This window comes from Epilithonimonas tenax DSM 16811 (genome assembly GCF_000428485.1).
In the GTDB taxonomy this organism is placed as follows: domain Bacteria; phylum Bacteroidota; class Bacteroidia; order Flavobacteriales; family Weeksellaceae; genus Epilithonimonas; species Epilithonimonas tenax.
In genome coordinates this window covers 96401-109783 of record NZ_AUAA01000003.1, presented here as the reverse complement: position 1 = coordinate 109783, position 13383 = coordinate 96401, and the positions used below count along the sequence as shown (strand labels likewise).

The 13383-nt window shown below is 38.1% G+C and carries 12 protein-coding genes; 9 read left to right on the top strand and 3 right to left on the bottom strand.

Features of this window, described 5'->3' with window-relative positions:
* Window positions 1-65: 65 nt before the first annotated feature.
* From mqo to F564_RS0102365, 3 genes are read left to right on the top strand one after another with little or no spacing between them, the layout of a single operon-like run.
* Complete coding sequence (mqo, locus tag F564_RS0102375; RefSeq protein ID WP_228373840.1) at window positions 66-1574, top strand: malate dehydrogenase (quinone); 1509 nt, start codon at window positions 66-68, stop codon at window positions 1572-1574.
* Window positions 1574-2053, top strand: coding sequence for a GNAT family N-acetyltransferase (locus tag F564_RS0102370; RefSeq protein ID WP_028121196.1), 480 nt, complete (start codon window positions 1574-1576; stop codon window positions 2051-2053). The genes mqo and F564_RS0102370 overlap by 1 nt, the downstream gene beginning before the upstream one ends.
* Window positions 2050-2445, top strand: a complete 396-nt coding sequence (locus F564_RS0102365) for a hypothetical protein (RefSeq protein WP_028121195.1) — start codon at window positions 2050-2052, stop codon at window positions 2443-2445. Before F564_RS0102370 ends, F564_RS0102365 begins: the two co-directional genes overlap by 4 nt.
* Window positions 2446-2490: 45 nt before the next feature.
* Here the strand turns inward: F564_RS0102365 and dapA are convergent, their stop codons facing one another.
* Both dapA and F564_RS0102355 read right to left on the bottom strand, forming a co-directional pair.
* The gene (gene dapA, locus F564_RS0102360; RefSeq protein WP_028121194.1) at window positions 2491-3366 is read right to left on the bottom strand and encodes a 4-hydroxy-tetrahydrodipicolinate synthase; all 876 of its coding nucleotides are present in this window, start codon (window positions 3364-3366) and stop codon (window positions 2491-2493) included.
* Window positions 3367-3446: 80 nt separating this feature from the next.
* The gene (locus tag F564_RS0102355) at window positions 3447-4979 is read right to left on the bottom strand and encodes a hypothetical protein (protein ID WP_028121193.1); all 1533 of its coding nucleotides are present in this window, start codon (window positions 4977-4979) and stop codon (window positions 3447-3449) included.
* Between the two features lie 216 nt (window positions 4980-5195).
* Here F564_RS0102355 and F564_RS0102350 point away from each other — a divergent pair, with 216 nt between their 5' ends.
* The 6 genes from F564_RS0102350 (at window position 5196) to F564_RS18575 (ending at window position 11168) form a co-directional block, all read left to right on the top strand.
* Window positions 5196-5813 (top strand): class I SAM-dependent methyltransferase, encoded by a 618-nt coding sequence (locus F564_RS0102350; RefSeq protein WP_228373836.1) that lies wholly within the window; start codon window positions 5196-5198, stop codon window positions 5811-5813.
* A 79-nt stretch (window positions 5814-5892) separates the two neighbouring features.
* A complete protein-coding gene (locus F564_RS0102345; protein ID WP_028121191.1) occupies window positions 5893-6654 on the top strand; it encodes a 5'-nucleotidase C-terminal domain-containing protein in 762 nt (253 codons plus the stop codon).
* Window positions 6654-7604: a bifunctional metallophosphatase/5'-nucleotidase gene (locus F564_RS0102340; protein ID WP_028121190.1), complete on the top strand. Its 951-nt coding sequence runs from the start codon at window positions 6654-6656 to the stop codon at window positions 7602-7604. Before F564_RS0102345 ends, F564_RS0102340 begins: the two co-directional genes overlap by 1 nt.
* A gap of 1 nt (window position 7605) precedes the next feature.
* Entirely contained in the window at window positions 7606-9831 is a 2226-nt protein-coding gene (gene porZ, locus F564_RS0102335; RefSeq protein ID WP_028121189.1) for a type IX secretion system anionic LPS delivery protein PorZ, read from the top strand.
* Window positions 9832-9880: 49 nt separating this feature from the next.
* On the top strand, window positions 9881-10558 hold the full coding sequence (gene recO / locus F564_RS0102330; protein ID WP_051259533.1) for a DNA repair protein RecO: 678 nt from the start codon (window positions 9881-9883) through the stop codon (window positions 10556-10558).
* Between the two features lie 118 nt (window positions 10559-10676).
* The gene (locus F564_RS18575) at window positions 10677-11168 is read left to right on the top strand and encodes a GNAT family N-acetyltransferase (RefSeq protein WP_028121187.1); all 492 of its coding nucleotides are present in this window, start codon (window positions 10677-10679) and stop codon (window positions 11166-11168) included.
* A gap of 31 nt (window positions 11169-11199) precedes the next feature.
* Here F564_RS18575 and recG read toward each other — a convergent pair whose 3' ends face one another.
* Window positions 11200-13287, bottom strand: a complete 2088-nt coding sequence (gene recG, locus F564_RS0102320) for an ATP-dependent DNA helicase RecG (RefSeq protein ID WP_028121186.1) — start codon at window positions 13285-13287, stop codon at window positions 11200-11202.
* Between the last annotated feature and the right edge of the window lie 96 nt (window positions 13288-13383).

The following is a 13383-nucleotide window of genomic DNA, read 5'->3' as shown; positions in this document are numbered from 1 at the left end:
TATTTCTTAACAAATGGTAAGTTTTTTTATGAAACGAAAAAGCAACTAAAAACAGTTTTATCAGTATTTTTGTACTCGAAAAATTTAATATAATGAATCCGAAACCAAAATATGATGTTGCACTCATTGGTGGTGGTATTATGAGCGCCACGCTCGCTACAATGCTTCATGAATTCGATCCAAAACTAGAGATCGTTATTTTCGAAAGACTGGAAAAAGTGGCCAAAGAAAGTTCATCCGCGTGGAACAATGCAGGAACAGGACATTCTGCTTTTTGTGAACTCAATTATACGCCAGAGAAAGAAGGGAAGATCGATATCAAAAAAGCAGAATATATTGCAGAACAGTTCGAGGTTTCAAAACAATTTTGGTCTTATCTGATCAACAAAGGAATTATTGATCATCCAAAAGAATTCATCAATTCCTGTCCGCATATGAGTTTCGTTTTCGGGGGAAAAGATGTAACCTATCTTAAAAAGAGACACGAAGCGTTGCTGCAGTCGCCTCTTTTCGAGGGTATGGAATTTTCCGATGATCATAAAAAACTGACAGAGTGGATCCCGTTGATGATGCAAAAAAGAATGGCCAGCGATCAATTAGCAGCCACAAAAATGGATCTGGGAACCGATGTTGATTTTGGGAAATTGACCGTCAAACTCATAGAACACCTTCATAAAACCGAATCTGTAGAAGTTTTCACTTACCACGAAGTAAAGGAAATAGAAGCAGACGGCCATGGAAGTTGGAATCTTGAAGTGAATGACAGGAAAAACCTTCATAAGCAGACCGTGAATGCGGATTTTGTATTCATAGGAGCCGGTGGTTATGCATTACCATTATTGGACAGTTCTGGTATTGAGGAGAGCAAGGGTTACGGTGGATTCCCGATTAGTGGACAGTGGCTGGTTTCTACAAATCAGGAATTGGTTGCAAAACACCATGCAAAAGTGTACACGCAGGCCACAGTTGGTGCGCCGCCGATGTCTGTTCCTCATCTGGATCTTAGAATTATTGATGGTCAAAAAGCCCTGCTGTTTGGTCCATTTGCAGGATTCTCTACCAAGTTTCTGAGAGAGGGCAGTTATCTGGATCTTCCGGAAAGTGTAAACTTTAAAAATATCCGTTCGTTATTCGGTGTTTGGTGGCATAATATGCCTTTGACAAGGTATTTGATACAGCAGGTGACGATGAGCAAATCTCAGAGAATGTCTCACCTGAGAGACTTTGTGACAGATGCTCAGGAAAAAGACTGGGAACTGAAACAAGCTGGACAGAGAGTTCAAATCATCAAAAGGGACCGTTTTGAAGGTGGAAGATTGGAATTTGGGACAGAAGTCGTGGTGAACAAAGACAAAAATATCGCCTCACTTCTTGGTGCCTCTCCTGGTGCGAGTACATCTGCGTTTGCCATGATTATGGTTCTGGAGAACTGTTTTGCAGATAAACTGAAAACAGATTGGAAAGATAAATTGGTGGAAATGATTCCAAGCTATGGCAAAAAACTTGCGGAACATCCAGAATTGATCACCGAGATCAGAAATTATTCTAAAGAAAAATTAGAACTGGCATATTAATGGTCACTCTATCTTTTTATAAAACCGAAGATTTCGGCGATCTTACGCGTTACGCTTTGGACGAGTTGCAAAGTCAATTTACAGCGATGCCCGAGGCGACTTTAGAAGTGATCAAAGAAAAAGATACGGGCGACAAATTCCCAGTCACTATTGTTTATCATGACAAAGCCGTTGGGTTTTTTGTGTTGGATTTTGGATCAGACAAACTGGATTTTACGCCGAATGAAAATTCGGTTTTAGTGAGGTCTTTATCCATTAATCCTGATTATCAAGGGCAGGGCATAGGCAAAACCGCAATGACTGGGCTTTCTGATTTTATCAAGCATCATTTCCCGAAGTGTTCTGAAATGGTCTTGGCGGTTAATTTTAATAATAAAAGAGCTTATGACCTGTACCTCGATTGTGGTTTTGAAGATGAAGGTAAAAGCCGGAAAATGAGCAAAGGAGTTCAACATTTGTTATCAAAAAAAATAGAATGAGCGAGACAGTCGTAAAACCAAAAATATCAGAAGAAATTCTTCAACAACTGCATTCTGACATGATAGAGGAGAAGCAGGTGATCCTGCATTGCTGCTACAAATCGCAAGATTTTTTAGAAGAAAAGATCAGGATTTGGTCATCTACTTATCTGGTCGATAGACGCTCTGAACATATTTCCAAGCTGATTCATTTTGAAAATATCAGTTTGTTTCCCAAATGGACTGATGTTCCTCGTGGGCAGGAGTACTGGTTTACTTTGGTTTTTGCAGGATTGCCAAACGATTGTCAAGTGTTTGATTTCATAGAACTGATTCCCCAGAATGGTGGTTTTTTTGAGGAAGGCATCGTCAGGAATGGATCCGATGTTTACAAGATCAAATTGAATGTATGAAAAAATAAAAACGGTTCAGAAAAGTCTGAGCCGTTTTTGTTTTTTTTACGAGAGTATTTGCATTTCTGCTCTTATTTTTTCCTGTAAGCCTTCAGAAGCTTTTACAAGTGGAAGTCTGAGGTAGTTTTTAATAATACCCTTTTCTGCCAAAATGGTCTTGACGCCACAAGGATTACCTTCGGCAAAGATCAGTCTAGTGATTTCTACCAGCGCGTTGTGGATCTTGTACGCTTCATCAACTTCTCGGCTGAGGGCAAACTTGACCATTGTAGAAAATTCTTTAGGATATGCTTGTGCTATGACGGAGATCACGCCATCACCACCTGCCAAAGTTACGGGTAAGGTATATTCGTCATCACCAGACATGAGGGAAAAGTGATCTGGTTTCTGTCTCAGAATGTCAAAGTACTGCAGGATATTGGGTGCCGCTTCTTTCACCATAAAAAGATTTGGGAATTCATTTGCCAGACGCAAGGTGGTCGCAGCTTCTACATTCTGGCCGGTTCTTCCCGGAACATTGTAAATGATGATTTTTGCGCCAGTCTCTGCCAAAGCTTTATAATGTTGGTATAATCCTTCCTGATTCGGCTTGTTGTAATACGGAGACACAGACAATACCGCTTCGAAATCCGAAAGATCTGTGTCCAGAATCTGTTGCTTAACTTCCGCTGTGTTGTTTCCGCCAATTCCCAAAACCAACGGCAGTCTGTTGTTGTTGATCTTTGTGATATGGGCAATGACCTTGTCCTTTTCCTCCTTGGAAAGCGTTGCAGCCTCGGCTGTAGTACCCAAGACAACCAAAAAACTGGTCCCGTTGTCTATGTTATAATCGATTAATTTGGTAAGAGAATCAAAATCTACAGAAAGATCTTCATTGAAAGGTGTTACCAAAGCCACACCTACGCCTTTTAACTGACCCATTTTTATTTGAAATTTAATTTTCCCAAATTTAATTTATTTTAAATGAATTTTTGCTGTCTGTAATCCGAATTTTTGATTGATCAATAGATGTGTTGGTAAATGCTGACAGAATCGTAGTCTTTCTGCCAGGTTTTGATGGGATTGCTGTACGACTTTAGGATGGTATCATTTTCAAGATTCAGAGTATCTTCAATTTTTTTTGTCATAGCGTTTTTGATGAAATAGGTGGGTTTTTCGTTCCGGACTTTGACAAAAATACCAATGAAACTATAATCATCATTTCTGATAAATGCAGATGGCAAATTGATATATCTGATGTTGTTTTTCTCTAAAAACTTATCAAAAGGGAGGAGGGCAATGTCATCGAAAAATGATTTGTTGGCAACCAAACCATCCGCGGGAATCACATTCATATCCGAGTAAAAGGCAAATTTTCCAGGGAAATCATAGGAGAATATTCTGGCGTTCGGTGGTAATGTATTTTTGATATGCTCCGCAAACACTTTCACTTCATCTTGACTTCTGCCTGATATTTTTGAATTCTCATCCATCAAAGTGAACTGAAGGCTAAAATTACTGCTCATTTTGAAATAGCCAATGCCGCAAGATAACAAGATGCCCAGCGCTAAAGCCGGATATAGGAAATAATCCGGATTTCTGTGTTTTATTAACAAAAATACCAGATCACCTATGAGTAAGATCAAAACAATCGTTTGTGCAACGTAATACCATTGTCCAATCTGAGATTGGAAACCAATGTTGTAAAGAATCTGAAATAATGAGCCAAAAGCAAAAAACAATTTGAGAGAACGGAATTGTATGTTTTTAATAACGATTAAAAAAACGATCCAAATCATATTAATACCTAAGAAAAACTGAGAAATAACCGATAAGGAAATGCTTGGTTGAAGGTTCGGGAATGAACTTTTGATACGTCCGCTGATGGGAACCACACTACCGAACCAATACAAATTACTTAATAAATAAGCGCCACAAATACATAGAATAACAACGGCAGATTTGAGAACAACACGATAATCCCATTTTCTCTGGATCAAGTAATAAAGTGCTAAAAATGCCAAAAGAAATACATTGTCCAATCTGCTAAGAAAGACCAACGAAAATAAAAGACCGAAAAGCCAGTCATTCGTTTTCTGTTTTGCTAAAAACCAGATCAGTAAGCAGATACAAAAAATGTTGAGATGTGCTTCTATCAGATACAGCGTGCCGAGGCTGAAAAATAAAATACTGATACAGAAAAATCCCATTGTTTTTCCAACGATGTTGTCTGCGAAAAAAAGGTCGAGTTTTTTGAAACTCAGTACCACAAACGCCACTTGGCAAATCCAAATGATAAAGACGACGTCTTGCTTTGTAAAAGGATTGATGAATTCTGCCAAAACACAGACAAGCATCCAAAGTGGATGGTAACCGTTTGTAAGATAAAGATCATTGAAGTAAGAACCCTTGCCGTGAACTATATTGTAGGCAATTTGAGGATAAAAAAAACCATCATCAGCGGGGAATTTTGCAGGATTGAAAACGAAAAATAAAGAGGCCAGACAAAACAAAGAGTATAAAAAATAATTGGATTTCAGTAATTCGGATTTCATAGTTGATCTTGTCGGACAAAAATATAGGATTCAGCATTAATAATATCTAAAAAACAAATAATCTTAACCTAATTTTAGCAAAAACAAAGAAATCATTAGTTTTGTAACATGTACAACAAGGTAAAAAAAATATTCCCGAAAGATTTTTTGATCAAAAATGAACTTCTGTTCAGAAAATTAGTCTACATTTTTTATTGGGGTAAAAGCCATCAGTGTATGATCTGCGACCAACAATTCCGCAGGTTTCTTCTGAACCAACGCGGCGAAAAACTCTGTCCAAGTTGTGGAAGCATGCCCAGAGACAGAAGATTGTTTGCTTTGTTTAAAAAAGAATTACCCGAAAAAGAACAAATAAGCCTGTTGGATTTTTCGCCCTCCAGATCACTTTACAGAAAACTGAAGAAAACTAAAAATATAGAATATTTCCCGACCGATCTTTCTACAGATTTTATTTCAGAATATCAATATGATATTACGAAGATCCCTTTGGGAGACGAAGTTTTTGACTGCATATTCTGTTACCACATCCTGGAACATATCGACGCAGACAGTGTGGCCATGAAAGAGCTGCACAGGGTTTTGAAGAAAGGAGGGAAAGCTTTTGTACAAACGCCTTTCAAAGAAGGCGAGATTTATGAAAACGCCGAGATGAAAACTGTAGCTCAGAGATTAGAACATTTTGGACAGCAAGACCACGTGAGAATATACTCTGTTGTTGGGCTGCAAAAACGTTTGGAAGCGGCTGGTTTTGATGTGGTTGTGAAAATTTTTGAAAAGGATGAGCGTTACGGATTGTCTGAGAATGAAACCATTTTGTACCTCAGGAAAAATTAATTTCTATTGATTGATCTAAGTGCTAATAAGTTAGTTTTAAAACAGTAAAATTCTTAGATTTGTATTCATATTTCTTTTGATGAAAAATAAACTTTTTGGATTCGGGATCATTGGATTGATGTTGATGGGATGTAGAACACCACTCCATGTTACAAACGTCCATACCGAAAAAAACATTTACATTACAGACCAGTTACAGCAAGACAAGGCAATAGATGATGTCATACAGCCCTATAAGCGGGAGCTGGAAGGTAAAATGAATACCATTCTTTCCTATACCAATGTAGAACTTACAAAATCTGGCGACAACAGTAATCTCGGCAATCTATTGGCAGACTATACCTTTGAAGGGGCTGAAGTTTGGGCCAGAAAAAATAATATACCCGCCATAGATGCTGCTGTGATCAATATCGGAGGTATTAGAACAACCATTGCAAAAGGTAATATTCTTACAAAGCAAATCTATGAAGTGATGCCTTTTGAAAATGAGATTGTGATCATCAAAATAAATGGAAAAGATGCAGAAGGCTTGTTTGATTACTATTTGAAAACTCAAAAAAACAATCCAGTTTCTCATCTCACGATTGAAACCGAAAACGGAAGACTTTCGCAAAAATTAATCAACGGGAAAACAATAGATGCTAATAAAACTTATTACATCGCAACATCTGACTATTTGGCATTGGGCGGAGATCAAATGTTTTTCTTTGGCAAAGGCGAAATGATTTCCACAGGAATCAAAATGCGTGATCTTTTTCTGGAAAAATTTAAACAGAAACCAGAAGTAGCGGTGCCGAATGACGTAAGGCTGATCTTTAAAAATAAAAAAGTACAGGAGTAATGAAAAGAAAAGAATTTCTAAAGTATCTAGGTGGAGGAAGTCTTGCTTTGGCATTGGCTCCCAATCTTTTGCTGGCAGAACAGCTTGAGCACATCACTAAAGAGTCGAGCTACAAATTAACCGTCCTTCATACCAATGATCAGCATAGCAGAATAGAGCCTTTCGATGCCTCATATACCAAAAATCCAAACCAAGGCGGCTTTGCCAGAAGAGCATCATTGATTCAAAAAATTAGAAGCGAAGAGAAAAATGTATTGCTTTTGGACTCTGGCGATATTTTCCAAGGAACACCTTATTTTAATTTCTTTGGAGGTGAGCTAGAATTTAAGCTGATGAGTATGATGAGGTATGACGCCTCCACTATGGGAAATCACGATTTCGATAATGGTCTGCAGGGCTTTATGAAAGTTTTGCCCAATGCGAATTTTCCCTTCATCTGTTCCAACTATGATTTTAAGAACACTATTTTGGACGGTAAGACAGAAGCCTACAAGATTTTTATCAAAGATGGGATCAAGGTCGGTATTTTTGCTGTTGGTATAGAATTAAACGGACTGGTGGGCAAAAAGAATTATGCCGAAACCATTTATCAGGATCCAATAGAAATGGCGCAGCATTATGCAGATTTTCTTAGGAACGAAAAAAAATGTGATCTGGTAATTTGTCTTTCCCATATCGGTTTTGATTATCAAGATCAGCCAGATAAAATATCTGACAAGCATCTGGCTGCAAAAACATCCGGTATAGATTTGATCCTGGGAGGACATACCCATACCTTTCTGAAAGAACCTCTCAAATTTAAAAATAAAAACGGCAATAACGTGATTGTAAATCAGGTAGGTTGGGCTGGTATTTTATTAGGTAGACTGGATTTTTATTTTGATAAAAATAAAAACGTGAAAAATATTTCTTGGAATAATCAGTTAATAGATGAAAACATAATCGTTTAGGATGAAGAAAATTTTATTTTTTATATCGTTTTGCATAGGGCTAATGTCGTTCGCACAGACAACCAGCAAATGGAGTGATATGTTTTCTTACAAAAATGTTCTCACTATCCGGGAAGATGGCAACAGAGTGATTGCAGCTACAGAGAACGGTATTTTTTATTATTATCCATCAACGGGTGAGATTAAGAAACTTTCTAAAGCCAATGGCCTTCACGATGTCAAAATATCTGCTTTCGATTACAATGCTGATACACAGACGGGTATTGTAGGTTATCAAAACGGTTCTATGGATGTCATCACGCCAAATGGTGTTTTTCTGGTCGTAGATATTCCATTGGCCACAGGATATAATGGAAGTAAGAAAATTAACCATATCTCCATCAATGGAGATCGTGCAGTGGTATCTGCAGGATATGGTGTTTCCATTTTTAATATAGCTCGTAGAGAATTTGGTGATACAGCATTTTTTGTCTCAGGAGGTAGTTATGTGGCAGCAAATGCTGCCGTTCTTAAGGATAACACAATATATGCCGCAACAAACGCAGGCATCAAATCGCACACGATCAATCCTACATTTCCTGTTTATACAACTTGGTCCACCATAATAAACGGCGATTTTAAAAAAATAGATGCTTCCAATATCATTGCTTTTTCTACCAACAATCAGGTAAGATATGGAGCCGGGAATAATTTTGCAACACTGCCAACAAACTTTTCTAATATTAGAGATGTTCGGGTTACAGAGAGTAAGATTATTGTAACGGATCAGACTCAGGTCTATGTTTATAATACAAATGGATCATTCCAGAAAAACTTCAATGCAGGAGAGGATATTAATACCGCAGTATTATATAATAATGAAATTCTGACTGGTACCATAAACTCAGGCATCTATAATGAACAGAAAAATAGTTTAAAACCTGATGGTCCTTACAGCAATACCTCTTACAAATTATCCGTTTTAAATAGTCAGATTTGGGTATCTACTGGTAAAAGAGATTCTTATGACCAGGTTCCCATCCCATCCAGAATAGGCTATTACCATTACGATGGCAGCAAGTGGACTTATCCTAATTATTTTCTACAGAATCCAGACCTTATTTTTAATATTTTAGATGTTATTCCCAATCCTTCTAATCCTTCCGAGGTTTTCTTTACAAACTATGCCCACTCAGGCAGCAAAGGGATCTATAGAATGCTTAATGATGAGCTATCCAAAAGTTATCTGACAAACACGCAGAACGACTATTTGTTGAGGCCAGTAGGTTGCGTTTTTGATGAAAAAAACAACCTCATTTGTACCGTTACAAATACACCTACGGGAATCGGTTATTATTATTTTAACAGACAGTCCGATAATTTTATTTTAAATAACATACCCGTCACTCAAAGTAACCAAAAACCAGTTGCTAAAGAAGGTGTGCTGTATGTGCCGGTACCTTTTGGCAGCGGTGGAATGCTGGTTTATAACTATAACAATACCCCAGAAACAACATCCGATGATAACTTCAAATTTTTGAACAAAAACAATAATTTGCCAACAGAAAGATGTGTGAGCGCTGCAGTGGATAAAAATGATGATCTGTGGATCGGAAATATGGAAGGTCTTAGGATCTTGTCAAACCCCAAATCTGCAATCTTGGAAGATAGTCCACAAACCGATAATATCGTCATTGAAGAAAATGGCTTGGCAGAAGAATTGTTTCGGGATGCCTTGATATTACAAATTACCGTAGATTCAGGAAATCAAAAATGGGTTTCCGTAGAGGGCGGAGGTGTCTTTTATCTAAGTTCTAACGGTGATAAAACCATTTATCATTTCACAAAATCTAATTCCCCCCTGCCCAATGATAATGTGACAGATATCCAGATTGATGAAAAAACAGGAAAGGTTTACTTTGCCACCTTAGATGGGATTATGTCATTTCAAGGCGATGTGACAGATGTGACCTCCAACTTTGGAAATGTCCTGGTTTATCCTAATCCTGTAGTCTATGCGCAATACAAAGGCAATGTTAGAATACGAGGTTTGGCCGCAAAATCTAATATCAGAATCACAGACGCTGCTGGTAATCTTGTCCATTCTGCCGTTGCCACCGGCGGCTATTTTGAATGGAATCTCGCCAACCAAAGAGGCACAAGAGTAGCATCCGGAATCTATTACGTCCTGATGACCAACGAAGACGGAACCGATACTGCAACGGCAAAAATTGCGGTAGTAAATTAAAATAATTCTAATCTAACTTCTAGAATATCATTTCTAACATCCATTCTTGATGACGCAGGAAGTTTTCTTATTGTCCTATACAAAATATGGAGATCACGACGCCGTGCTCCATTGTTTTTGCAGAGAAAATGGATTCGAAAGTTTTTTTGCCAAAGGAATCTATGCGGCAAAAAGTAAGAAAAAAGCATTCCTTTTTCCACTGAACGAATTGCTGCTTTACACTTCCGATAGGAAAAAAAACATTCAGAATGTTCTGAAAATGGAACAGAAGAATGTAGATCTTTTCAGTTCTGATATCAGGAAAAACGCCATTTTATTTTTCATTTCCGATCTTCTCAATCAGGTATTGAGAAATGAAAATCAAAATATTGGCATCTATTCCGAGATTTCAATTTTCCTCAGTCAGTTGCAAATTGATAATTTTCAGGCGCATTTGATATTTATTTTCAGGCTATTGAAACAGCAGGGTTTACAGCCCTTGTTTTCTGATAAAACGTTTTTGAATCCTGAAACCGGAAACTTCGAAGATAGAGAAGTACATCATTTTTTCAGTAAAGAAATCTCTTATGTTTGGAAAGATCTCATTACCTCGCAAGATCCATACAGTCTAAAACTCAGCAGAGCCGAAAAGCAAAATTTCCTGGATTCTGCCTTAGTCTATTTTCATTACCATTTTACAGATTTCCGCGAACCAAAATCATTGGAAATTATTAAAGAGATTTTTTAAATTAGCAGTTAAGTCTTTGCTGAGTTTTATGCCTTTGCGAAACTAAAAATATTTTCAATACAGGATGAAGAATCTTGGCGGACTTTGTGTTAAAACTTCATCTTATCAAACATTATTTATGATTATCAAAGCAACAGAAAAAGATATTCCTACCATTCAAGAACTTGCACAAAAATCCTGGAAATCCGCTTATGCTGATATTTTGCAGCAAGAGCAAATCGATTATATGTTGGATCTGATGTATTCTGAATCTACCTTGAAAAGCCATTTCGAAAATCCGAATTATCAATATTATCTGGTGGAAGAAGCGAATGTTTTTCTAGGATTTGCCGGCTTCGAATTTCATAACGAACCGCAAACAACCAAACTTCACCGCATTTATTTCCTGAAAGAAGCACAAGGAAAAGGACTCGGCAAAAAAGCTTTGGAATTTATAAAAACTGAAACCGAGAAATCAGGCGACAAAAGATTGATCCTGACTGTTAATAAAAATAACAGCGCCAAAAATTTCTACGAATCACAAGGCTTCAAAATTTATCAGGAAAAAATATTAGAAGTGGGAAATGGTTATGTGATGGATGATTATCTCATGGCTTTTGTTTTTGAATGAGTCTTTTTTAACCGGACAGTATTCTCATACTCTAACTGATCTTTGCCCACTTATTTTTCCCTTTATATTGCTTGATGTAATATTGTTTCATCATCTGATTATCAGGATGCGTCAGAAGTGCATCTTGTTCCAATATCTTTTCCACAGCCAGTTTTGAAGCTTTGATGATGGCTGAATCCTCTATCAGGCTCAGTTTTTTGAAATCCACAACACCACTTTGCTGAGTTCCAAGAATGTCGCCAGGTCCACGCAATTCCATATCAACCTCGGAGATTTTGAAACCGTCCGTCGTTGCCACCATCGTTTTGATTCTGGTTCGGCTTTCCTTGCTCATTTTATCACCAGTCATCAGGATGCAATAGCTCTGTTCCGCACCTCTTCCAACACGGCCCCGCAACTGATGAAGCTGTGACAATCCGAATCTCTCAGAACTTTCTATCACCATCACAGAAGCGTTTGGAACATTCACGCCAACTTCTATCACGGTGGTTGCAACCATAATTTGTGCCTGTCCGGAAGCGAAATATTGCATATTGGCGTCTTTTTCCGCAGGCTTCATTCTGCCGTGTACCATCGTCACGTTGTAGCTTTTGAAGAAGTTCATTACGCTTTCTAGGCCTTCCATCAGATTTTTGTAATCCAAAGTTTCGGATTCTTCGATGAGCGGATAAACGAAGTAGATTTGTCGCCCTCTCTCTATCTCTTCTCTGCAGAAATTGTACACCGAAAGTCGGTCTTTTTCCCGTCTGTGCGCGGTAATGATTGCTTTTCTTCCGACTGGCATTTCATCAATCACAGAAACATCCAAATCTGAGTAGAAACTCATCGCCAAAGTCCGAGGAATGGGCGTTGCGGTCATTACCAAAATATGGGGCGGAATGTTATTCTTTGCCCAAAGTTTTGCCCGCTGTGCGACTCCAAATCTGTGCTGTTCATCTATGATTGCCAAACCAAGATTCTGGAATTTCACTTTGTCTTCCAACAATGCGTGTGTTCCAATCAAGATAGAAAGTTGTCCGTTTTCCAGTTCTTCATGAATGATTTTTCTTTCCGAAGTTTTGGACGACCCTGTCAGAAGTCGAACGTGGATATTCGTATTTTGAAGTAATTCTTGGATGGAATTAAAATGCTGTTGCGCCAAGATTTCCGTCGGCGCCATCAAACAAGACTGGAAACCGTTGTCCATCGCAATTAACATTGTTAATAAGGCAACCATCGTTTTTCCGGAACCCACATCACCTTGAAGCAATCGGTTCATTTGGGTCGACCGTTTCATATCGATTCTGATTTCTTTCAGAACCCGTTTTTGCGCATTTGTGAGTTCAAACGGGAGATTATTTTCATAGAAATTGGTGAAATATTCTCCGACGATTGGAAAAGGATTTCCGAAGGATTTTGTTTTCTGATGAAGTTTCTTCAAGCCATATCCGAGCTGGAAAAAGAAAGCTTCTTCAAACTTTAATCTTCTGTTGGCTTCATCAAATTGTTTTAAATCTTTAGGAAAATGGATGAAATAATAAGAGTTGAGCCGTCCAATCAACGTCATCGATTTGATCAAATAATCCGGCAGATTTTCCTGAATCAAATTGGGTAAATCTTTCAGCAGGTTGAAAATAACGGTTTGAAATAATTTATTCGTGATTCCTCGCTTCGTCAGTTTTTCGCTTCCTGGATAAACGGGTAGAAGTGTTCCGGACAGGGCTTTTTTTTCATCAACTTCAATTTCCGGATGTGGCATCGAGAAGTTTCCGTTGAAGAAATTGACCTTTCCGAAAATAAAAATCTCCTGATTCAAAGGAATTGCATCTTTCATCCAGTTTGTATATCGGAACCAGACGAGATCCATCGTTCCAGTCTCATCACGGAATTTCGCAGACAATCGTTTCCCTTTGTTGTAAACCACTTCTTGGATGTCCGTAATCTTTCCCTTCAGTTGGATGTCTGCTTCAGAATCTTTGGCGATATTCCCAATTTTGTGGATTTTACTTTTATCGATGTACCGGATGGGGTAAAACGTGAGCAAATCTTCCACAGTCGCTATTCCCAACACGTTTCTGATGAGTTTTGCGCGTTCGGTGCCGATGCCTTTGAGAAATTCTATGGAAGTTTCTAATGTCAAGAAAGGAAAATTTGTTCCGACGAATTTCGGGTTTTTTATCTAATTAAGAAAGTGTTTTTGTACATAGAATGTGTCGCAGCCCGACCTGAGTGGAGC

Bases quoted from the DNA above. Each gene is read 5' to 3' on its own strand.
- recO (WP_051259533.1), top strand. From the start codon at position 9,881: ATGACGCAGGAAGTTTTCTTATTGTCCTATACAAAATATGGAGATCAC.
- F564_RS0102350 (WP_228373836.1), top strand. From the start codon at position 5,196: ATGATCTGCGACCAACAATTCCGCAGGTTTCTTCTGAACCAACGCGGC.
- F564_RS0102355 (WP_028121193.1), bottom strand. From the start codon at position 4,979: ATGAAATCCGAATTACTGAAATCCAATTATTTTTTATACTCTTTGTTT.
- F564_RS0102340 (WP_028121190.1), top strand. From the start codon at position 6,654: ATGAAAAGAAAAGAATTTCTAAAGTATCTAGGTGGAGGAAGTCTTGCT.
- F564_RS0102365 (WP_028121195.1), top strand. From the start codon at position 2,050: ATGAGCGAGACAGTCGTAAAACCAAAAATATCAGAAGAAATTCTTCAA.
- F564_RS0102345 (WP_028121191.1), top strand. From the start codon at position 5,893: ATGAAAAATAAACTTTTTGGATTCGGGATCATTGGATTGATGTTGATG.
- F564_RS18575 (WP_028121187.1), top strand. From the start codon at position 10,677: ATGATTATCAAAGCAACAGAAAAAGATATTCCTACCATTCAAGAACTT.
- porZ (WP_028121189.1), top strand. From the start codon at position 7,606: ATGAAGAAAATTTTATTTTTTATATCGTTTTGCATAGGGCTAATGTCG.
- F564_RS0102370 (WP_028121196.1), top strand. From the start codon at position 1,574: ATGGTCACTCTATCTTTTTATAAAACCGAAGATTTCGGCGATCTTACG.
- dapA (WP_028121194.1), bottom strand. From the start codon at position 3,366: ATGGGTCAGTTAAAAGGCGTAGGTGTGGCTTTGGTAACACCTTTCAAT.